The organism is Amycolatopsis sp. NPDC049253, from assembly GCF_040678995.1.
In the GTDB taxonomy this organism is placed as follows: Bacteria; Actinomycetota; Actinomycetes; order Mycobacteriales; family Pseudonocardiaceae; genus Amycolatopsis.
Genome location: NZ_JBFAQX010000033.1, coordinates 71,855 through 92,993, shown reverse-complemented (window position 1 = coordinate 92,993; position 21,139 = coordinate 71,855). Strand labels below are relative to the sequence as shown.

Here is a 21,139-nt window from a genome sequence, read left to right as displayed (position 1 = left end):
CCGCCATGACAGTGAGCAGGACAAAGCGCATGGACAAGTCACAATCCCTTGGTTGAGTGTGCTGGTGGTGGCCGGGACTGCGGGCCAGACGACGGGCTGCCGGCGGGGTAGTGGTCAGTACGACAATTACCATCCGAGCATGCCGGCCCGGAAGATCCGGGAACGGGTTCCGCTGTCGCTCCGAGCACTGCACGAGGACCGGTGGTCGCGGCTGGTGCAGCGGATCGGGCAGGTGATGACAGGCGACGCGGTTGAGCCCGGCGATGGTTGGTGCCGCACGAGCCCTCGCCGTCGGCGGCCAGCTGCATCATCCTGCACGTGCAGTCGTTCGGCGCCTTTGCTGGTGATCAGGTTGACCTCGGGCAGATCGTCAGCCGGGGGGCGGCCGCGCACGCCGTAGGGATGACCAACAGATGCCCGGCGGTGATCGGACACGGCGGGCGGATGGCCACGACGTCGGGCCACGACGCAACGATCGTGGCGGGCGCCTGGCCGCGGACGATGGCGCAAAAGGGCAGGGCGAAGCCAAGGAACGTCCTTCCTGGACAGTGGGTCGGTAGTCCGCCACTTCGGCCGTGGGCGGCCCGATCGGGCAGTTCGGTGGCAAGTTCGGACGCGAATGCCGCCCGCGTTGCGCCATGGGGGCGCTAGATTCGGGCGTGTGCGCAGGTTGATCGTCGTGGTGGTGTTGTTCGGGCTGGTGTCGGCGGGGTGCTCCCGGTCAGTGGCGCCCGACCAGGGGCCGACGGTGGCCCCGGCGGGGTACTCGCTGCCCAAGGGGGCCGAACACGTGGTCAGTCCGGGGATGGATCCGGACCTCACGGTCGAGCTGCCGGTAGGCGGTCTGGTCAAGCTGGACGACGACACTGCCCAGCGCGCACTGGACGCTCAGATCTGGTCGGTGCTCCGGCTGGCCCAGGTGTACGGCAAGACCTCGATCTACCAGGCGGTCGCGCCGGGCAAAGTGGCCTTGGTGATCGCCGCGCACGGCTACCCGTGCCCGCCGCGCGCGGTGGACTGCGACGTGGACACCAAGGGGCCGTTGAAGCTCCTGGTGGTCGTTACCCCGGCCTAGTGCCTCGTCGAGCAACGTTGATCAGGTAATCGGGTTCTCGGATGGGTGAGTTGATCGGGAGATGAGTCTTCGGTCGAGCATGCGCGTTGCGCCAGCGGACATAGCCGGCGTTGGCCGTGTTTCTGCTCGGCGTGAGTGCGGTGGTCGGTGCCGTTGAGCGCGAAGTACCGCAACGCGGTGAACTCGCACTCGATCCAGTTCAGCCACGAGGCGTTGGTCGGCAGGAACACCAACTCGATAGCGTTGGCCGCGCACCGGGCCCGGACCTCGGGCCGGTTGTGCGGGCCGTAGTTGTCCATGACCAGGTACAACCGCTCACCCGGCCGGCGAGCACGCAGCACTTTGAGGAAGCCCAGGAACTGCGCCCACCGCTTGCGGGTGCGGATGCGGTAGGTCATGCGGCCGGTGGCCAGGTCCAGCGGCCCGAACTCGTCCACGCAGATCACTCGGCCATCGGAGGTCCGCGGGTCGTAGAGGTCGAGCACCTGGCGCACCTTCGGCACAAACTCCGGATCGGTGCCGGCTTTCCAGGTTTTGGTGGTCTGCCAGGTGACGCCACCCTCGCGCAGGATGCGCCGCAGGGTCTCGCGGCTGATCGCCGCGACGATGCCGGCCTCGATCGGGTAGCCACACAGCTTGGCCGGCGACCAGGTGGAGCACGGCCGGCCCCGGCCTCGGGGGTCACACCGGCGATCGCGCGGATCTGCGTCTGCGTGGTGTCATCGATCGTCTTCGGTGCGCCCCGCTCCATTTCGGGTCCAGCGCGGCGAACCCCGTTCCGTTGAAGTCGTGGATGACCTGGCGCACGTAGCGTGGCGAGACCTGGGCCAGGTCGGCGATGTCGCGAACCGGCCATCGACAAGGGCCGCACGAACACCTCCGGCGGCCGAGCTGTCGCCGTCCTTCCTGGCCGGGTCATCGCGTCCGCGACCAGGGTGGACACCAACGACTCAAAGATCAATTACCGCACCAGCCAACATTGACGAGGCACTAGCAGCGGTATTGCCGCAGTGGTGATCGCACCCCGGCGGAGAAGGTCTCGACGGGTCACATCACAGCCAGGCATGCGAAAAAGTGATGCGCGGGAAGTGACATGATCATGGGGTCTGGTCAAAAGTCACGGTTTCCCGACGGCAAACATTGCGGTGGTGCGAGGTTGTCGGAGAAATCACTTAAATACACCAAGGCAATTCCTTGCAGATGAACTTGTGTCCGATCAAAGTGCGCGGAGAACGCACCGGGTCCCGCGTGGGCAATGTCTGGGGATCGCGACGATCACATACGCACGTACTGCTCGATGTCTTCCCGGAACTCGGTGATGGCCGGTTCGGTGAGTGTGGGTCGAGTGTCGGCGATGGCGGCGAGGTAGTCCTCGGTGTTGGCGGGGGCATCGTGGCCGTGGACGACTTCGCGTTCGAACGCGGCCTGAGCACCCTTGCGGGCGGCGAACTCGATGTCGGCGGGCGTGAACATCTCGCTCGCCACCACCAGCCGGCGCAGCTCGACACTCTCGGCCGTGGGACCCAGGTAGCGCCGCCAGATCGCCGCCCGCGCCGCCGGGTCTGGGGGTCCGACCGGAATGACGTAGTCGAACCGGCCCGGACGCAAGAACGCCGGATCGAGAGAGCGGACGGAGTTGGTGGCGCAGATCAGCAAGCGGTTGTCGTGGTCGCGGAAGCCGGGGATCAGTTTGAGCAGCTCATTGGTGACTCCGTGGCCGGGATCAACGGCCAGCCCGGACCGGACGCCGGCGATCTCCTCGACTTCGTCGATGAACAGCACAACGCTCTCGAGCCCCGCCAGATCGGCGAACACGTCCCGCAGTGAATTGGCCAGACCCCCTGCTCCCACCGACGCGAGCCTGGAAGGGAACAGCTCCACGAACGGCCACTCCAGCCGGGAGGCAACAGCTTTGGCGAAACTCGTCTTGCCGGTGCCCGGCGGACCGAAGAGAATGACTGCCTTCGGTGGCGTGACGCCGTGCCGGTCTGCCACGGTGGGCTCGGCCAGCGGCAGCACTATCCGCCGCTCGATGGATTCCTTCTCCTGCTCCATCCCGGCGAGATCGGTCCACAGGCCTCGTGGGAGAACCCGCCCACCGAGCTCCGCGAGCAGCCCGGCGTCACTGGCACCGAGATGCTCGACCTTCTCGTAAAACACCAACCCGGTGCGAGCAAGATAGCCGGAGTTTTCCAGGGCCGCGGCTCCCGTCGCGCCGGGAGGCAGCAGCGCACTGATCCGGCGAATCCCCTGCGCCCGCAGTCGCCGCTCGAGCTCGCCGACCAGGGAGCTGCCGATCCCGCGGTTACGCCACAACCGGGCGAGCGCCACCCCCACGATCCACGCCCGCTCTCCCCGGGCCTGCGCGACCGCCATACCCACCACGTCATCGCCGACTGCCGCGACCACGACGAGTTCGCCGGTCCGGGTCGCGTCGATGACCTCCGAAATCGGAAACACCGGAGGTGAATCGTCCGCCTGCCGGTCCTGATCCCAAAGCTGGATGACGCGGTCCAGATCGTCGTCGTGGAAGTCCCGCAATCGCCACGTCGGCACCATCACCACCTTACCGGCAACTCACCATCGCGCCCACACCTTCGGGACGCAGCTGATCGCCGCACGCCCGTACGAGCCACGGCGCGCTCGCCGGGCCGTGGCCGACCTGCGCGCGTCAGTGCGCCACGGCGATGCCTACGACGCCGGCCTGAAGATCGTCGTGAACCTGACGGTCGACGACGGTGGCCCGCTGAGGTGGCGGGCTTCGAGAAGGGTCCATCACGTCGCCTCGCCCATCCCGGTCGCCCGGCGCGACGACCCCGAGGAGCTGATCGCCCCTTCCCGATGTCGCTACCTCCGCGGCCATGGCGGCTCGACACGCTGCCAAGACCGGGCGAACAACCGCCTAGGCCATTCGTCGGCTTTCGCGCCACTGCGCTCGAGCGCCGCGATCATGGGTCGGTTCACGGCGTCCACCTGCGCATAAACCGCGGCCAGGCCGCGCCGGCGAGCCGCGCGGCAAGCGCGGCTGCGGGGCCGGCTCCTCAGCGGCTGATGTCGGCTGATGTCGCAAAACATCAACGGGACCGAAATCCACTACGTCAGGAGCACGATTACCGGCCAGGTCGATGACTTCAAGGTCAAGTAGTGGCGGTGAGTGAAGATTGTCAAATGTCTTTCTGATGAAGGGAGTTCATCGCCAGCGAATTGCCGCGGCCCGAATCCTCAATAAAGAGGTTCTTCGCAGTCGAGGGAGTAGCGCGGCGGCCACCGCGCCTGTCCATGGCGTTCGTCGCCACGGCGCCCGGAGGCACCGCATGCTCTGCGGCGATGTCACCGGCAGACACTGTGTTTGGCCGTGCACCAGCCGACGCGACCGAAACTGTCGGGGCCTCCCCGTAGTCTGCGGTCGATCACTCGGACGACTGGGGGACACAGGTGAACGACAGCAGGCAGCCCGAAACCGGACCGGGCGCCGACGAGACGACCTTCCGGCCGGAGCCGGCCTGGGAGCAGCACGTGCACGTGCGGCGGGGTGGCTGGTTCTGCAAGGAGGTCGAGCTCGACCAGGGTGCGGCCGGCTACTGGCAGACCGTGCTCGAGCAGCTCGATCCGCGCGCCGAAGAGGCGCTCGGGCTGCCGGACAGCGACGCGGCAGTCGTCGCGGGTGTCCGCCGGGTGCGGGCGGGGGAGGCCGACGAGCTGGGTGCCGGTGCGCTTGCGATCCTGCGCGTGGACGGCCTGAGCTGGAACAGCGACGAGCGGCACGAGACCTGGCGGTTGGCCGACGCCTGGGTTCTGCGCCACGGTCTTGCCTTCGCCGTGCGGGCGGCAACCGCGGCCGCCCGGATCGACCACCACCGCCACTACGGGCAGGCGTCGGTGCGGCTGCACACCGGTTCCCGGACGTCCCTGCACGTGAGGATGCAGCCGCTGTTCCGGCGGCTGCGATCGATCCTCGCCGCGGCGGCCGAGGCCGACTACGAGGCCGCGACGCTCGCGCTCGCGGCGAACCGTACGCAGTTGGCGACCCGGGTCGTCGCGTCCTATCTGGTCCCGACGCGCACCGACTGGACGGACGAGTTGATCGCCGAGATCGAGGGTGTCGACCCCTACCAGTTCGACTGGGAAGGGGTTCTGATGTCCCTGAGCACGCCGGAGCAGGTCGCCGCTGTACACGGCGAGCGCGTGAACTGGAAGTTCGCCGACGAAAGCGTCCGTTGCACGCTGACCGACGCGCTGGGGCCGGCCATCGCCCCGTCGCTGGCCCGGGCGATCGACGGCGATCCGAACGGCGGCGACTCGCGCAAGGAAATGCTGCGCTTCCTCGCCGGCCTGCCCACCGACACGGCGTTCCGGTTGCTCGTGGCGCGGCTGGGCCAGAAACACGTGGCGCCGGTCGTCGCCGAGGCGATGGCGCGCTTCCCGGCGCGAGCCGTCCGGCTGCTGGCCGAAGCCGCCGCCGGACGGACGAAAACCGCCGACGCCGCCGGGTTCCTGCTGCGCGGTCATGTCCGCACCCACCCGGACATCGTCGCCGAAGCACTTCCGCGGCTGCCCGACGAGCAGCGCGCGGCCGTGGAGAAGGCGATGTCCGACGCCGACCGGTTGCCGGAGGCTCCGCTCGCGTCGTTGCCGCGAGTCTTGGCGACTCCGCCGTGGACGAAGAAGCGCGCGACCGGCAAACCCATTGTCCTCAGCGGACTCGAGGCGCACGCCGAGCCGAAACTCCTGTGGGAGCCGGGTGAAGAAGCCAGGTGGGCGGGCGACCTCCGGTCCGGCGGCAGAACGGACTGGGCGAAGGAGATCGCCGCCTACGAGGACGGAAGGCGCGCGAGGTGGATCGAGTGGCGGCTGTTCGTCGACGGCCCGACGGCGTGGGTGACCGAGCACCTGCCCCACTGGCGGCCCACGGACGTCTGGGGTGCCGAGAGCTGGGGTCGGCTGCTGCTGGGCCGGCACGGCCTGCTCGCCTACCGGCCGATCGTCGCGGCGGCGACCGCCCACCCCGGCCACGGCGAACTGCTCCTGCCTCTGTCGAGCCCGGAGATCGCCGAGCTGGTGGCGGATTGGTTCGTCCGGCTGAAGTCGGCCCGCTCGGTCGCTTCGGCCTGGCTGGGGCGGCACCCGGACGACGCAGCGAGGTACCTCGTCCCGCCCGCGCTGGGGCCGGCCGGGGCCCGGCGGCGCGCCGCGGAGGCGGCGCTGCGCCAGCTGGCTCGGCAAGGAAACGGCGAGGTCGTCGCGCAGGCCGCGGCGGACCATGGCCCGGAGGCCGCCGAGGCGATCGGCCGGTTGCTGGCCACCGATCCGCTCGACGTCATCCCCACCCGGATCCCCGTGCCCGGCGCCTGGGCGAACCCCGCCACGCTGCCGCAGATCCGGCTGCGCGAGGACGGTCACGCACTGCCGGACGCCGCGGCGGGGCACGTGATCACGATGCTCGCGCTGTGCCGGCCGGATGAGACCTACGCCGGAGTGCCGTACGTCCGGGAAACCTGCGATGCGAGGTCGCTCGCGGAGTTCGCGTGGGCGTTGTTCCGGGGGTGGGAGGGCGCCGGGTTCCCGGCCAAGGACGGCTGGGTGCTGACCGCGCTGGCGCTGCTGGGCGACGACGCCGTCGTGCGTGAGCTGAGCCCGCTGATCCGCGCGTGGCCGGGCGAGGGCGGGCACGCGCGGGCGACCGCGGCGCTCGACGTGCTCGCCGGCATCGGCACCGACGTCGCGCTGACGCACTTGAACTCCATCGCGCAGAAGGTGAAGTTCAAGGCGCTCAAGGTGAAGGCGCAAGAGAAGATCACTGCCGTCGCCGACGGGCTCGGCCTGTCCGCCGACCAGCTGGCCGACCGCCTGGTCCCGACGCTGGGGCTCGACGAAGCGGCCACGGCGGTGATCGACTACGGCCCGCGCCGGTTCGTCGTCGGGTTCGACGAGCAGCTCAAACCGTATGTCACCGACCAGGACGGCAAGCCCCGCAAGGCGTTGCCCAAGCCGGGCGCGAAGGACGACGCCGAGCTGGCCGAGGCCGAGTACAAGCGGTTCGCCGCGCTGAAGAAGGACGTGCGCACCGTGGCCGCCGACCAGATCGCTCGGCTGGAGGCGGCGATGGTGCTGAGCCGGCGCTGGCCCGTCGCCGAATTCGAACAACTGCTCGCCGGCCACCCGCTGCTCTGGCACATCGTGCGGCGGCTGGTCTGGCGCACCACGGCGGGCGAGACGTTCCGCTGCGCGGAGGACCGCACGTACGCCAACGCCGAGGACGACGTCTACGTGCTGCCCCCGGATGCCGAGGTGGGCATCGCGCACCCGTTGGACCTGGGAGCGGAGCTGGCGACGTGGTCGGAGGTGTTCGCCGACTACGAGATCCTGCAGCCCTTCGCGCAGCTCGGCCGCCCGGTGGCCGAACTGGACGACGCCGAGCGGGCCGCGACCACCCTCAAGCGCTTCGAGGGCTTGAAGGCGCCGGTCGGCAAGGTGCTGGGCCTGACGAAACGCGGCTGGGTGCGCGGCGAGCCGCAGGACGCCGGGGTGGAGTGCTGGATCCTGCGGCCGACCCCCGGCGGCGCCGCGGTGGTGGTGGTCGACCTTTCCCCGGGCATTGCGGCCGGTGACGTGAGCTGGGAGCCGGAGCAGGAGCTCGGCAAGATCTGGCTGGACGACGCCGGCGGCGGTCATTGGCGGTCCGGTGAGGGCCGGCGGTTCGGCGAGCTCGACCCGGTGACGGCCTCCGAACTGCTCGGCGAGCTGAACGGGCTGACCCGGTGACCGCGAACCCGCAGCGGCCGCCGGCCGAAGCCCGCTACGCCGACGAACTGGCTCGGCTGCGCGAGCAGGACACCGCGCCGCGTCCGCCGGGCTGGGCGCTCAGCCTGGCGGCGGCGCGCCGGTTCATCGTCGGCGACGAAGCCCAGGGCATCGGGCGCAAGTTCGTCGGCGACCCGTCGCTGATCGACCGTGCGCTGGTCACGTTGGCCACCAGCCGCGGGCTGATGCTCGTCGGTGAGCCGGGCACCGCGAAGTCCCTGCTGTCGGAGCTGATCGCGGCGGCCGTCAGCGGGGATTCGACGCTGACCATCCAAGGCGGCGCGGCCACCACCGAGGACCAGATCAAGTATTCGTGGAACTACGCGCTCCTGGTCGCGGAAGGGCCGTCGACGCGTTCGCTGGTGCCGGCGCCGATGCTGCGCGGGATGCGCGAGGGCGCCCTCGTGCGGTTCGAGGAGATCACGCGCTGCCCGCTGGAGGTGCAGGACTGCCTGCTGTCCTTGCTGTCCGAGCGGGTGCTGGCGATCCCGGAGCTGCCCGGGGAAGCGGGCATGGTGTTCGCCGCCGAAGGATTCAACGTCATCGCCACGGCCAACACCCGTGACCGCGGCGTCAACGAAATGAGCGCTGCCCTCAAGCGCCGGTTCACCTTCGAGACGGTGTTCCCGATCGCGGACTTCGGCACCGAGCTGGATCTGGTCGAGCAGGAAGCGACCGCGCTGCTCGCGCGGTCAGGGGTCGAGGCCCCGCCACGCCGGGATGTGCTGGAGGTCCTGGTCACCACCTTTCGCGAGCTGCGTGGCGGATCGGCCGGCGACCGGGTGTTGGCGGTGATGAGCACGGCCGAAGCGGTGTCGGTCGCGCACGCGGTCGGTGTGCGGGGTTGGTACTTGCGCGGCGAAGCGGGTAGTCCGGCCGACGTCGTGGCCTGCCTGGCCGGCACGGCGGCGAAGGACAACGCGGACGACCTGGCGCGGCTGCGCCGCTATCTCGAACAGCACGCGGCCCGGCGCGGCGCCGAGACCTGGCAGGAGCTGCACCACGCGCGGCACCTGCTGCCGGGCTGAAGGAGAGCGGGGCATGGGAGCGGTCTTCCTCGGCGTGCGGCACCACAGCCCGGCGTGCAGCCGGGCGGTGGCGTCGGCCGTCGCCGCGCTGCGGCCCGCGTATGTACTGGTGGAAGGGCCGTCGGACGTCAACGACCGGCTCGGTGAACTGCTGCTCGGGCACGAGCTGCCGATCGCGATCCACACGAGCTACCGCGACGAGCAACGCACCCGTTCGTCGTGGTCGCCGTTCTGCGATCACTCACCCGAGTGGATCGCCCTCACGGCGGGCACCGAGGCCGGGGCCGAGGTGCGGTTCATCGATCTGCCTGCCTGGCATCCGGCGTTCGACGGATGGGACAACCGGTACGCCGACGCGGAGCTGCGCTATGCCGAGGTGGTCCGCCGGCTCTGCTCGGAGTTCGTGGTGGACAACCCCGACGCGCTCTGGGACCACCTCTTCGAAGCCGCTCCGGACGAGGACCTGGCCGAGCGGCTGAGCGCGTACTTCGACCTCTTGCGAGGGGAGGCCGAGGCGAGCGAGCGCGACCAGGAGCGCGAGGACTACATGGCTTCGTGGGTTCGCGCGGCGGTCGCCGACGCGGGGGAGCGGCCGGTGCTGGTCGTCACGGGCGGGTTCCACGCCGCGGCGGTGCGGCGGCTGGCCGCGAGCGGCGGCACCGCCTGGCCCGAGGTGCCACGGCGGCCCGATGCGGCGAGCTACCTCGTGCCGTACTCGCACAAGCGGCTCGACGCGTTCACCGGCTACCAATCAGGCATGCCCTCGCCCGGCTACTACCAGCTGCTCTGGGAGCGGGGACTGGCCGGCGCCGGTCGGGGGCTGCTGGAAGCTGTTGCCCAGCGGCTGCGCAAGCGGCGCCAGCCCGTGTCCACAGCGGACCTCATCGCGGCCCGCACGCTCGCCGAGGGCTTGGCGAAGCTGCGCGGGCACAACCACCCCGCCCGGGTCGACGTTCTCGACGGCTTGCTCGGAGCCCTGGTCGCCGACGACCTGACCCAGCCGCCGCCGTGGACTGTCCGCGGACCGCTGCAGCCGGGCGCCCATCCGGTCGTGGTCGAGATGGTGGCCGCACTCAGCGGGGAACGCGTGGGCCGGCTGCATGCGGACACGCCGGCGCCGCCGCTGCCCGGCCGGGTCGCGGCGGAACTGGCGGAGCTGGGCCTGGACGGCGCCGGTCCGGTCCGGCTGGAGCTGACCGGCGCACCGGGCCGGCGCGCCAGCCGGGTGTTGCACTGCTTGCGGCTGCTGGGGATTCCCGGGTTCGACCGGCAGTCCGGTCCGGCCGGCGGCGCGGATCCGGTGGTCGTCGAGACCTGGCGGCTGACCCCTGGTGGCGCCCGCCTGCCCGCCCTGATCGAGGCGGCCGCGTACGGCGCGACGCTGCCCGAAGCGGCGTTGGCGGTGCTGCACGAGCGCATGCCCGGCGCGGATTTGCCCACGTTGGCGGGCGTCCTGTTCGACGCGGCGCTGTGCGGGGTCCCGGCCCTGCCCGAGTCCGTTGTGGACACGTTGGTCGCGGAGGTGGGCCGGGCGGACGACCTCGCGCCGCTCGGCGGTGCGCTGGGCACGGTGCTCGCGTTGTGGCGCCACGACGAGCTGTTCGGTCTCGCGGGCAGCCCGGCGGCGGCCGCGGTGCTGCGGGTGGGCGTCGACCGGGCCCTGTGGCTGGCCGAAGCCGTGCGCGGTGGCCCGGCCCCTGCGGAGCGGCGCCGGCTCGCCGCGGTGGTGGCGGTGCGCGACACGATCCGTCACGCCGAGCACGTCCTCACCGTGGACCGCGCGACGGCCGCCGCGGTCGCCACCCGCGTTGCCGCGGACGCCGGCGTGCCGCCCGACCTGCGTGGCGCCGCGACCGGCCTGGCCTGGTCACTGGGCACGGCCCCGGACCCGGAACGGACCCGGGCCGCGGTGCGGGACATGGCCGCACCCGACACCATCGGCGACTGGCTCGCCGGGCTGTTCGGCATCGCTCGCGAGGAAGTGCTGGAGTCCGATGGTGTGCTGGGCACGCTCGACGAGCTCGTGGGCGAGCTGACGGAAGCCGAGTTCCTGATCGCCTTGCCGGCGTTGCGCCTGGCCTTCGGCTACTTCCCGCCCGCCGAACGGGAGCGGATCGCCGAGCGGCTGCTGGACCGCCGCGGTCTCCGCGGGTCGGGGCGCGCCCTGGTGCGACCCGGTCGGGTCGACCCGCTGGTGGTCGCCGAGGCGACGGCGTTGGAGGCCCGGGTGGACGCCCGCTTGGCCCGGGAGGGGCTGGCATGACCGATCTCGAACGCTGGCGGCTGATCCTCGGACAGCCGGCGGAGCCGGCGACGGGAGGGCTCGACCTTGTCGGGGCGCGGCAGGACGCGGCCCTGTCGTGGCTCTACGACCGCGACGAAGAGCTGGCCGAGCGGGACGTGCGCGGTGGCTCAGGTGCCACCGTTTTGTCCACAGTGGACTGGCTCGACGACGTGCACCGGCTGTTCCCGCGCGAGACCATCGAGCGCCTGCAGCGCGACGCGGTGGAGCGCTACGACATCACCGAGATCGTCACCGACCCCGACGTGCTGGCCCGGATCGAACCGAGCCCGGCGCTGCTGCGGGCGGTGCTGCGCACCAAGCACCTGATGAACCCGGACCTCCTGGCGATGGCGCGGAAGCTGGTCGAAGCCGTGGTGCGGGACCTGCTGCGACGGCTGACCCCGGAGCTCCGCCAGTCGTTCACCGGAACCCGGTCGCGGCGCCAGAGCCGCCTCAAGCAGGCGCGCGACTTCGATTTCCACCGGACGATCCGGGCGAACCTCGGGCGCTACCAGCCCGCCGAGCGGCGGCTGCTCATCGACAGCCCGAAGTTCGCCTCCCGCACGCGCAAACATCTCGAGCGGTGGCAGCTGATCCTGCTCGTCGACCAGTCCGGGTCGATGGCCGGCTCGGTGATCCACTCGGCGGTGACCGCGGCGTGCCTGTGGGGCCTGCCCGGGCTGAAGACGCACCTGGTCACGTTCGACACCGCGGTCGTCGACCTCACCGAGGACGTCACCGACCCGGTCGAGCTGCTGATGAAAGTCCAGCTCGGCGGCGGTACGGACATCGCGAAGGCCGTCGCCTACGGCGCCGGGCTCATCGAGAACCCGCGGCGCGCGATCGTCGTGGTGGTCAGCGACTTCTTCGAGGGCGGCGACGAGTACCGGCTGGTGCACGACGTGCGCAAGCTCGCCGAAGCGGGCACACACATGCTGGCGCTCGCCGCGCTGGACGAAGAAGCGAGCCCGGTTTACGACCGCGCGCTGGCACAACGGCTGGCCGACGTCGGCGCGCACGTCGGCGCGATGACGCCCGGGATGCTGGCGGAGTTCGTCGCGGAGCGGCTCGGTTGATGCGGGCCGACCTCCTCGCGCTCACCCCGGACGCGCTGGCCGCACTCGCCAACCGCGGCCTGGTCAAGCGCGCGCAGAAGGACATCGACGCGGGCCACGGCCCGGTCGTCGAAGCCGTGGAGACCGGTGAGGTGCGCGGCCGGTTCGCAGACGGCATCGAGGTCGTCTTCCCGCCGGAAGGCGCACTCGACAGCGCGGCGTGCACCTGCGGCGCCTCCGGCGTGTGCCGTCACCGGATCGCGGTCGTCCTCGGCTACCAGCGCCTGCCCGCCGCGGCGCCGGAGTTCACGGCGTGGTCGCCGGGTGAAGTCGGCGACGACGTCCTGACCGCCGAATTCGGCGCGCGTGCGGTGACGGCGGCCCGCCGCGGGTGGCGAGCCGGGCTGGCCGTGCGGCTGCGCCGGCCGACCGCGACGGATCCGGTGGCAGTGGCCGAACTGCCCACGGCGACCGTCCGGTTCCTGGTGCCCGGCGAGCTGAGCTACGCGCACACCGACGCGACGGACCGGGCACAGCAGGTCGCGATCGCGGTCTGGGCGTTCCGGGAGGCCGACACGCGCGGCCTGGCCGGCGAGGACATCCGGTTCGCGGTCGGCGGCCCGAGCACGGCACGGGTGGCGTCCGGGCCGGCGCTCGAGGTCGTCACGCGAGTGCTGTCCGAGGGGGTCGCGAACACGAGCCCGGTGCTGCGCGCGTCGATCGGCCGGATCGCCGACGATCTGGGAGCGTCCGGGCTGCGCTGGCCCGCGGCGGCGATGGCGGAGCTCGGCGAGCAAGTGGACGCGTATGCCGCCCGCAGCGCCAAGCACCGGATGGAGCGGTGCGCGGAGTTGTTGGCGGAACTGCCGGCGCGGTTCAGGGCGACTGGCGCACCGGCCTTGGTCCTGGGCACGGACGAGCAGGCGGAGACGAGACTGCGAAGGATCCGGCTGATCGCGCTGGGCGCGCGGGTGCGGGGTGCGCCAGGAGAACGCGAGGCGGAGGTCTACTTCGCCGGCGACGGCTCGGTGCTGGTGCTGAAAGCGCGATGGGACACCGGTGAAGAGCCGGTGACCGGTCACGAACTGGCCGGCCGCCGGATCGCGGGCACGACGCTGGGGGCGCTGGCCACGTCGAACGTGGTGTCGGAAACGGCGGTGCGCAGCGCCAGCCGCGCATTGAGGCTGGGCACGGCCCGGATCGGCACGATGTCGGTGACCCCGGTCGGCGCGGCGTGGGACGACCTGCCGTCGGTGGTCCGCGACTTCGCGGCAGCAGCCGAGCAGCTGGCGGACCTGCCACCGAAGCTGGTCCGGCCGCGTGTCGAAGCCGAGGACGTCGCGGTGGTGGCGGTCGCCGAGGTGTGCGAGCTGGGCTACCACCCGGGCGCGCAGCGACTGGACGCGGTGATCGCGGACGCCGCCGGGACGCGGGCCCGGATCACGGCCACCCACAGCGGAATCTGCCCGGGCCGCCTGGCCGCGTCGCACCGCGCTTTGGCCTCGGGCCCCACCCGGATCAGCGGTGCGCTGCGCCGAACCGGCAGCAACCTGCTGATCGAACCGCTGGCGGTGCGCACGGAGGCCGGAGTGCTGGTCCCGGACCTGGCCACCGACGATCGCGCCGAGCTGCTGGGGCCACCGCCCGCAGTGGATCAGGACCCGCTGCGCACCGCGCTGGGCGCAGCGGGGTCGGTGCTGGCGGAGGCAGCGCACCGAGGCCTCTCGCACGCGCCCCCGACGTTGCGCACCCGAGCCGAGCAGACCGCAGCGGAGCTGGCCGGCGTGGGCTTGCGTGCGATGGCGGCGGCGATGACGAACCTCGCCACGGAGTGGACGGCGGAGTCCTGGACGGCGGCACAGACCCGAATGCTGACGACGGCGGAACTCCGCTGACATATGCCCAAGGAGGTGCGGGCCCGCCGAGCCGGCGGGCAGGCTGATGGTGCCCGACGGACATGATCGTGTCCCTGACGGGCGCCCAGACCATTCGCCGGACCAAGTAGCAGACCGGCGCGCCTCGGCGGCCGGCGCTGTCACGAAAGCTTCAGGGCAGTGGCGAAACTCGGTGTGCGGTTATGGGCCAACTCGGTCCTCGGACACATATGTGGTGAACTTTCACCGATAGTCTCCCAGCCAGCCGGTCCTGCAGAAGCAAGGTCGGCCTCGTGCTGTCAGCCTTCTCCGATCCATGCGGTGGTCGGCATGGCATCGATCGTCGCTCCCGTGATCCCCACGTCCGATCCCGAGCTCTGGCCTGCTGACGCGGCCGGTGTGCTGATGGCGTCTCGGCTGCCGCTGCCCGAGCCGGTGGTCCGCGGCCCTCGACGGCACTCGAGTACGACATCGCCCGGATTGATCGCCCGGGCCGACTCCGCGTCCGGCCGGTGCAGGCAGGTGCCCGACGGTGTGCCCGAGACCATTCCCGGCGGCCACCTCATGGATACCCGCGCCGGTGACTTCCCGATCAACGCGGGCGAGTACCTCCACGCCCAGGCCGAGAATCGGAGGTTGTTCGCCGCGATCTCCATCAGTCTGAACACGCGGCCGGCACCGGCGCGTTCGCCCTACGACCACAATCCCGGCCTCGACCGCGACTCGACACGACGAAGCCGGCTTGACGGTGACTGCTGTCGAAGACACGGTGAGATGCCAGACGGGCTCGTGGGCGACGGCCAGGCTGTCTGCGACCGCGATGGCGAGGGCGCCCGCGACGCGGGCCAAGGACCCTGCGACCGGCACCGGCGCGGAGACCGGCAAGCCCTGCGCCGCGGTTGAGACTTGCCAGATGCGGTGTTCGGGGTTGTTGGCCTAACACAACGCGATCCGAACTCTGCGATCCTCGTCGACGGGCCGGAGATCGTGATCAAGAGGGTGAATTCCCGCCGGATGCCGACGGACGTTGCTCCATTCGGCCGGCCGGGAGGTGAGGCTTGATCCCGCTTTGGAGAATCGGCCACGCCAACATCGGCGCGCTCGTCCGCGCCGACGCCCTGGCCGACCTGCGCGCCCAGTTCGACGCCGTCCGCGCCGCGCTTCGTTCGGGGTGAAGGGCGGCCGGGCCTCGGGTGAGAAGTCCGTGGAGTCGGTGGAGCTGCTGTCGCACCTGGCCGTGCCATGGTGCCCGTCGTGACCGACGACCCCATGGCACGGCCGCCCTGCCCGCCGCCGTCTCGTGGACGTCGTTCGCCGACACCAGCTGCACTCTCGCGGCCTCCTGGCGCAACGAGGTGGCGCTGTCCGAGTAGGAGCCGGCGGCCTGCCTGCTGTTCATGCCCGCCGTCGAGGTCCACCTGACCCAGGGCGGAACTCGCCATCGCTGCCATCGAGAACGCCCGCGAGTCGAAACGCATGATCCTCGACCCGTTTCGACACCTACGTCCGCTGCATCGAAGCCTCGGGAGCCCCGGCGCGCGACCGGTTCCAGGGGCGGGCCATGAGCGGTACCTGTGCGAAGTCGCCGAGCTGCTCGCCGCCGACGGGCCTCCGGACCAGCCCGCCATCGTCGTCAGGCGCCGCGAGGCCGGCGTGCTCGCCCGCGATCAGCCGCAGGACTCATTACGTGCCAGGTAATCGACTGGCCTCTCGGCTTCGCCGAGTATTGGGTCATAACACAATGGTGAGGAGCTGAAAATGCCTTTCTTCGAGGTCGGTGACGGGACGCGTCTTTCGTACGAGGATTACGGTGCGGGAGCGCCGATGGTGTTCGTCTCCAGTTGGGTGCTGAACGCCGAAATGTGGGAGTATCAGGTCCCCTTCTTCGTCGAGCAGGGATACCGGTGCGTCCTGCTGGACCGGCGGGGGCATGGCCGCTCGGACCGCCCCTCCTCCGGCTACGACGCGGACACCGGCGCCGACGATCTGGCCGCTTTGATCGAGCATCTGGACCTGCGCGGCATCACGCTCGTCGCCCACTCGGCCGGCGGTGGCGAGGCCGCACGCTATCTGTCCCGGCACGGTGAGGAGCGGGTGTCCAGTGTCGCGTTCCTGGCATCGACGTTGCCGTGCCTCCAACTGACCGAGGACAATCCCGAGGGAATTCCCGAGACGGTCAACGAGGCGACGCTGGCACAGTTGCGGAAGGACCGGCCGAAGTGGTTCGCCGATCGAGCGCAGGGTTATTTCGCCACGCATCTGGGAAACGACGTCTCACCGGCACTGATCGAGCATGAGGTCCGGCGCTGCCTGTCGGCATCGCCGTTCGCGACGGCCGCGATGTTCCACTCGAACTTCCACGCCGATTTCCGCCCCGACCTGCGTCGCGTCACTATTCCGACGCTGGTTGTGCACGGAGTGTCCGACCAGTCCGCACCCATCGACGTCACCGGCCGTCGTACCCGGAAGCTGGTGACCCATGCGGTCTACCGGGAATATCCCACTGCCGGACACGGCCTGTACGTCACCCATGCTGAACAACTCAACGCCGATATCTTGGAGTTCATCAAGAGCTGAAGTGGTTTCCACGTCGCGTGCAAGTGCTCGTAGCCGATCCGCGTGGTCCAGACACCATCTGGACGCGAGCTGAACCAGCCGGTCGGCTGTGCCCCGGAGCGCAACGGTTGGCCAACTTCGACTCGGCTATCCAGGCCGGCGTCGACATCGCTGATCTTGCGCCATGCCGGTTCGGCACGCCGTCGAAACCGGCGACGGTCGTCGAGGGTGAGCCGGCGACTCGGCCGAGCGGCTGGGCGTAGAGCAGAACGAGCGTGGCCGCGACTCGGGAACGGAGTGGCTGATCATGCTCGCCACACCCGGTGGCCGATAAGCCCTCAGGTGCGGTGTTCGCGTTGCGTCACACTTCGCGAGTTCCGGCCGTAGCCCCACCGAGTAGTAAAACCGCAGGTCAAGCGACTCGAACGGGTTGCCGGTGTTTCGGGGTTGCGGGCTTCCCGTCCCCGAGAAGGTAGGCGAGAGCCATGGCGTGATCGTGGTGCTGGGAATCTCGGGCGAGCGACGGCTGAAGGAACGGCGTCAGTAGCTACGGGTCACGCGGCCGATGACGGACGACAACCACCCTATCGATTGGCGAAACGATCTGTCGGCACCGGTCGCGACGTAGGGGAGACGTCGCCGCTCGGCGTCGAGGTCGCGGGTGGCTATTGGGCGTGCCTTGAGCTTGTAGTCGCCGGGGTGGGTAGTAGGACGTTTTTGTCGCTCGGACTCGCTGTGATGACGGCGAGCATTACGCGTCCGTGCGGGGTGTGGAATGTGTGCTCGGGATCAGTCGGTGATCATGGTGTAAAAGGGGTCGCGTTCGGGGATGCGGTCGTCGGCTTCCCGGGTGCCGAGCCGGGTCCCGGCGTTCTGGTTGTGGGTGGAGAGGGCGGGCTTCACCGCGAGGCTTCCTGGGGTCGGCTTTTGCTTGACGGCGCACGTGCCTTCATGGGTTGCGGCGAAGGGGGTATTTGTTGCAGTCGCTGGTCTGAGCGGGGTTGGGGTGGACCGTGTAGTTGTCGCCGAACCCTGCCCTGCGCACGGAGATCGAGGTGTCACCGTTGGCCTTGCGCATGGGCTCGTCGTAGTGGAGCCGGGTGAGGGGCGGGGTGGCAGCCCATTGGTCGGGGCCGTACGTGCCGGGGTAGGTGCTGGTGATGTTGGTTTGCGCTTGGCGGATGAGAAGATCGCCACCACCGCACATCACCTGTGGTATGACGTCACCAGACACAACTGGACCGACGCCACGAACCTGAAGCCCGGTGATTCCTGGACACACTCGGCGATGGTCACGCCATCATCCAAACCTGGCAGATCACCGTTGAGTTCCCCGCGACGGGTGTCCAGATGTACTACGACGAACGCCTGGCGCTCGGTCACCGCTGGAACCAGCACTCGGAGGAGAAGCTCTCGTCCCGTTCGGCTTCGGCCTGTCCTACACCACCTTCCGTCTGGGCAAACTGCGGCTTTCCCACGGCGGCGGCGGACTCCGCGCCCAGACGACGGTCACCAACACCGGCAGGCGGACCGGTTCGGAGGTCGTCCAACTTCATCGGCCAGAGGCCGACACGGGCCATCCGCTGCGCATTTCAGCCCTTCGTGTTCCACTTCGCGCTCTTCCGGGACACCGGAGCGGCGCTTCGGCTGGGCCTCGGGTGCGACGCCGTGTGCAGGTTTTCGCCGAGCTCACCGGAGACGTCCGCGAAATGCAGTAAACTCTTTCGGCACAACATCTGTGCCCGGTGGTGAGGCTCGCCGGACCCGAACTGTGGTCTCGGCCCATCGCGATCAGCGTCCTCGGCCTGTCCTGAGGCTCGCCGTTGTTCGTCATCGACACCCGCGAAGGAGAGAGGGGAACATGTTCACCAACGCCGACGAGATCCTGAGCTTCGTCGCCGACGAGGACGTCCGGTTCATCGACGTCCAGTTCTGCGACCTGCCCGGCATCATGCAGCACTTCACCGTTCCGGCGGCCTCCTTCGACGCGGAGTCCTTCACCGACGGGCTCGCCTTCGACGGCTCCTCGGTCCGCGGGTTCCAGTCCATTCACGAGTCGGACATGCTGTTGCTTCCCGACCCGGTCACCGCCCGCGTCGACCCGTTCCGCGTCCAGAAGACGCTCGCCATGAACTTCTTCGTGCACGACCCGTTCACGCGCGAGGCGTACAGCCGCGACCCGCGCAACATCGCCCGCAAGGCCGAGCAGTACATCGCCGAATCCAGCATCGCGGACCGTGCGTTCTTCGGGCCGGAGGCCGAGTTCTACATTTTCGACTCCGTCCGGTTCGACTCCGCGGAGAACGGCGCCTTCCACGAGGTCGACTCGATCGAGGGCTGGTGGAACACCGGCGCCGACGAACTCGGTGGGAACCAGGGTTACAAGACCCCGTACAAGGGCGGTTACTTCCCCGTCCCACCACGTGATCACTTCGCCGACCTGCGCGACGAGATCGTGCGGAACCTGGCCGGCGTCGGGATCGAGGTCGAGAAGGCCCACCACGAGGTCGGCAGCGGCGGCCAGGCCGAGGTCAACTACAAGTTCAACACTCTCCTGCACGCCGCGGACGACCTGCAGCTGTTCAAGTTCATCGTGAAGAACACTGCCTGGGCGGCCGGCAAGACCGTCACTTTCATGCCCAAGCCGCTCTTCGGCGACAACGGTTCCGGCATGCACTGCCACCAATCCCTGTGGGATGAGAACGGGCCCCTGTTCTACGACGAAACCGGTTACGGCGGCCTTTCCGACATCGGGCGCCATTACGTCGGCGGCATCCTGCACCACGCGCCGAGCCTGCTGGCTTTCACCAACCCGACGATGAATTCCTACCACCGCCTCGTCCCAGGTTACGAAGCGCCGATCAACCTCGTGTACTCCCAGCGCAACCGCTCCGCCTGCGTCCGCATCCCGATCACCGGCAGCAGTCCCAAGGCCAAACGCATCGAGTTCCGCTGCCCCGACTCCTCCGGCAACCCCTACCTCGCGTTCGCCGCGATGGTGATGGCCGGGCTCGACGGGATCCGCAACAAGATCGAGCCGGCGGCGCCGATCGACAAGGACCTCTACGAACTCCCGCCCGAGGAAGCTCGTGATGTCGCCCAGGTTCCCGGCTCGCTGGAGGCGGTGATCGACCGGTTGGAAACCGACCACGAGTTCCTCCTCAAAGGTGACGTGTTCACCCCGGACGTGATCGAGACGTGGGTCGATTTCAAGCGGGAGCACGAAATCGACCCGTTGCGGTTGCGCCCGCACCCGTACGAATTCGCGTTGTACTACGACGTGTGAGGGGTGACGAAGCTGACTGCCCGCGGCCGCTGGGCAACCGCGTTCCGGAGGTGAGCTCGGCAGTCGGTGAGTGAGGCGCCTGGCCTTGGCTGAACGTCGGGCGTAGCGTCGTTCTGTGGTGCGGGGCCCGGCGCTGCCGCGCCGGTACCGGTCTTGCCTGCCGATCGGAGGCCGCGATGACCTTTCCCGAGGACTACCTGCATCCGGTCGGCCGCGGCGCGGTCTTCATCGAGCACCAGCACCGGCACCCGCGGGTCGACAAGTCCGCGTACATCGCCCCGACAGCCGTGCTGTGCGGGGATGTCACCGTCGGTCCGCACAGCCGGGTCCTCTTCGGCGCCGTGCTCACCGCGGAGGGCGGGCCCGTCGAGATCGGCGCCCACTGCGTGATCATGGAACACGCCGTGCTGCGCGGTTCCCGGCGCCACTCGGTTCGGCTCGGTGATCACGTCCTGGTCGGGCCCAACGCCCACCTCAGCGGGTGCGTCATCGACGGCGATGCGCGAGTCGCGACCGGAGCGATGATCTACAACGGCGCCCGCATCGGGTCCGGCGCCGATGTCGAGTTCGGGGCCGTGGTGCACGTGAACACCGTGGTACCGCCGGGAACGGCGGTGCCGATCGGCTGGTTCGCCGGTGGTGATCCGGTACAGCTGTTCCCACCGCAGCAGTGGGATCGCATCGCCGCGGTGATGGAACCGCTCAACTACCCGGGCACCGTCTTCGGCGTGACGGAGGCGCCGAACGAGCCGGTGATGACCCGGATCGCGCAACGCTACGCCCGGGCGCTCGCCTTGCACCGCTACGACGAGAACGTCACCCCGGAACTGCTCGACGAGGCCGACCTCGAGCGGACGGACCGGGTGTGACCCCTCCGCAGCCGGTGGCCGGGCGGCCGCTCGGATGCCGAGGGGTGACGCGGTCGCCTGCCGCTCAACTGCCTGACGTCGGCTGGCGGGTTCTTCGCCACCAGCGGGCGCCGGACGAACGTGGCGTACTCCGTAGTCTGGATTCGACGTCAGGACACCCTGTTGGCCGAAGAAATCGTTGACCCTGCTGGGAAATCCGGGGATCAGATTTCGGGCAGGCCCTGCAGCACCAGGTCAAGTGTCGACGTTCTGGCCCCGGGCCGCCGACGACGGGCAGCCATCGAGGAAGTGCTTCAACTGCCAGAAGTCCG

Annotated in this window: 14 protein-coding genes; 10 read left to right on the top strand and 4 right to left on the bottom strand. The window is 69.8% G+C overall.

Annotated features, from left to right (window positions below):
• Window positions 1–661 precede the first annotated feature (661 nt).
• Window positions 662–1,075, top strand: coding sequence for a hypothetical protein (locus AB0K15_RS41140; RefSeq protein ID WP_364064016.1), 414 nt, complete (start codon window positions 662–664; stop codon window positions 1,073–1,075).
• Here the strand turns inward: AB0K15_RS41140 and AB0K15_RS41135 are convergent.
• The 3 genes from AB0K15_RS41135 to AB0K15_RS41125 all read right to left on the bottom strand — a co-directional run bounded on the left by AB0K15_RS41135 (window position 1,072) and on the right by AB0K15_RS41125 (window position 3,634).
• Window positions 1,072–1,560, bottom strand: coding sequence for a transposase (locus tag AB0K15_RS41135; protein ID WP_364064011.1), 489 nt, complete (start codon window positions 1,558–1,560; stop codon window positions 1,072–1,074). The genes AB0K15_RS41140 and AB0K15_RS41135 overlap by 4 nt on opposite strands.
• A 196-nt stretch (window positions 1,561–1,756) precedes the next feature.
• Window positions 1,757–1,906, bottom strand: a complete 150-nt coding sequence (locus AB0K15_RS41130) for a hypothetical protein (protein WP_364064023.1) — start codon at window positions 1,904–1,906, stop codon at window positions 1,757–1,759.
• 444 nt (window positions 1,907–2,350) lie between these two features.
• The gene (locus tag AB0K15_RS41125) at window positions 2,351–3,634 is read right to left on the bottom strand and encodes a GNAT family N-acetyltransferase (RefSeq protein ID WP_364064007.1); all 1,284 of its coding nucleotides are present in this window, start codon (window positions 3,632–3,634) and stop codon (window positions 2,351–2,353) included.
• 876 nt (window positions 3,635–4,510) lie between these two features.
• Between AB0K15_RS41125 and AB0K15_RS41120 the strand changes: the two genes are divergently transcribed.
• The 7 genes from AB0K15_RS41120 to AB0K15_RS41090 all read left to right on the top strand — a co-directional run bounded on the left by AB0K15_RS41120 (window position 4,511) and on the right by AB0K15_RS41090 (window position 16,694).
• Window positions 4,511–7,837, top strand: coding sequence for a DUF4132 domain-containing protein (locus tag AB0K15_RS41120; RefSeq protein WP_364064002.1), 3,327 nt, complete (start codon window positions 4,511–4,513; stop codon window positions 7,835–7,837).
• The gene (locus AB0K15_RS41115) at window positions 7,834–8,904 is read left to right on the top strand and encodes an AAA family ATPase (RefSeq protein WP_364063995.1); all 1,071 of its coding nucleotides are present in this window, start codon (window positions 7,834–7,836) and stop codon (window positions 8,902–8,904) included. The genes AB0K15_RS41120 and AB0K15_RS41115 overlap by 4 nt, the downstream gene beginning before the upstream one ends.
• A 13-nt stretch (window positions 8,905–8,917) precedes the next feature.
• Window positions 8,918–11,167, top strand: a complete 2,250-nt coding sequence (locus AB0K15_RS41110) for a DUF5682 family protein (protein ID WP_364063990.1) — start codon at window positions 8,918–8,920, stop codon at window positions 11,165–11,167.
• Window positions 11,164–12,264: a VWA domain-containing protein gene (locus AB0K15_RS41105; RefSeq protein ID WP_364063987.1), complete on the top strand. Its 1,101-nt coding sequence runs from the start codon at window positions 11,164–11,166 to the stop codon at window positions 12,262–12,264. The genes AB0K15_RS41110 and AB0K15_RS41105 overlap by 4 nt, the downstream gene beginning before the upstream one ends.
• Window positions 12,264–14,138 (top strand): hypothetical protein, encoded by a 1,875-nt coding sequence (locus tag AB0K15_RS41100; protein WP_364063982.1) that lies wholly within the window; start codon window positions 12,264–12,266, stop codon window positions 14,136–14,138. Before AB0K15_RS41105 ends, AB0K15_RS41100 begins: the two co-directional genes overlap by 1 nt.
• A gap of 513 nt (window positions 14,139–14,651) precedes the next feature.
• Complete coding sequence (locus tag AB0K15_RS41095; protein ID WP_364063973.1) at window positions 14,652–15,020, top strand: hypothetical protein; 369 nt, start codon at window positions 14,652–14,654, stop codon at window positions 15,018–15,020.
• A gap of 855 nt (window positions 15,021–15,875) precedes the next feature.
• A complete protein-coding gene (locus tag AB0K15_RS41090) occupies window positions 15,876–16,694 on the top strand; it encodes an alpha/beta hydrolase (protein WP_364063970.1) in 819 nt (272 codons plus the stop codon).
• Between the two features lie 928 nt (window positions 16,695–17,622).
• Here AB0K15_RS41090 and AB0K15_RS41085 read toward each other — a convergent pair.
• Window positions 17,623–17,880 carry a hypothetical protein gene (locus AB0K15_RS41085; protein WP_364063967.1) on the bottom strand — a complete coding sequence of 86 codons (258 nt, stop codon included), beginning with the start codon at window positions 17,878–17,880 and terminating at the stop codon, window positions 17,623–17,625.
• Between the two features lie 654 nt (window positions 17,881–18,534).
• Between AB0K15_RS41085 and glnA the strand changes: the two genes are divergently transcribed.
• Window positions 18,535–19,959, top strand: a complete 1,425-nt coding sequence (gene glnA, locus AB0K15_RS41080; protein ID WP_364063964.1) for a type I glutamate--ammonia ligase — start codon at window positions 18,535–18,537, stop codon at window positions 19,957–19,959.
• A 176-nt stretch (window positions 19,960–20,135) separates the two neighbouring features.
• Window positions 20,136–20,828 (top strand): gamma carbonic anhydrase family protein, encoded by a 693-nt coding sequence (locus AB0K15_RS41075; protein WP_364063961.1) that lies wholly within the window; start codon window positions 20,136–20,138, stop codon window positions 20,826–20,828.
• Window positions 20,829–21,139 lie beyond the last annotated feature (311 nt).

What these genes read in the sequence shown, in the direction of transcription:
- AB0K15_RS41125 (WP_364064007.1), bottom strand. Translation starts at nt 3,634, where the DNA reads ATGGTGCCGACGTGGCGATTGCGGGACTTCCACGACGACGATCTGGAC.
- AB0K15_RS41110 (WP_364063990.1), top strand. Translation starts at nt 8,918, where the DNA reads ATGGGAGCGGTCTTCCTCGGCGTGCGGCACCACAGCCCGGCGTGCAGC.
- AB0K15_RS41105 (WP_364063987.1), top strand. Translation starts at nt 11,164, where the DNA reads ATGACCGATCTCGAACGCTGGCGGCTGATCCTCGGACAGCCGGCGGAG.
- AB0K15_RS41100 (WP_364063982.1), top strand. Translation starts at nt 12,264, where the DNA reads ATGCGGGCCGACCTCCTCGCGCTCACCCCGGACGCGCTGGCCGCACTC.
- AB0K15_RS41090 (WP_364063970.1), top strand. Translation starts at nt 15,876, where the DNA reads ATGCCTTTCTTCGAGGTCGGTGACGGGACGCGTCTTTCGTACGAGGAT.
- AB0K15_RS41085 (WP_364063967.1), bottom strand. Translation starts at nt 17,880, where the DNA reads ATGTGCGGTGGTGGCGATCTTCTCATCCGCCAAGCGCAAACCAACATC.
- glnA (WP_364063964.1), top strand. Translation starts at nt 18,535, where the DNA reads ATGTTCACCAACGCCGACGAGATCCTGAGCTTCGTCGCCGACGAGGAC.
- AB0K15_RS41075 (WP_364063961.1), top strand. Translation starts at nt 20,136, where the DNA reads ATGACCTTTCCCGAGGACTACCTGCATCCGGTCGGCCGCGGCGCGGTC.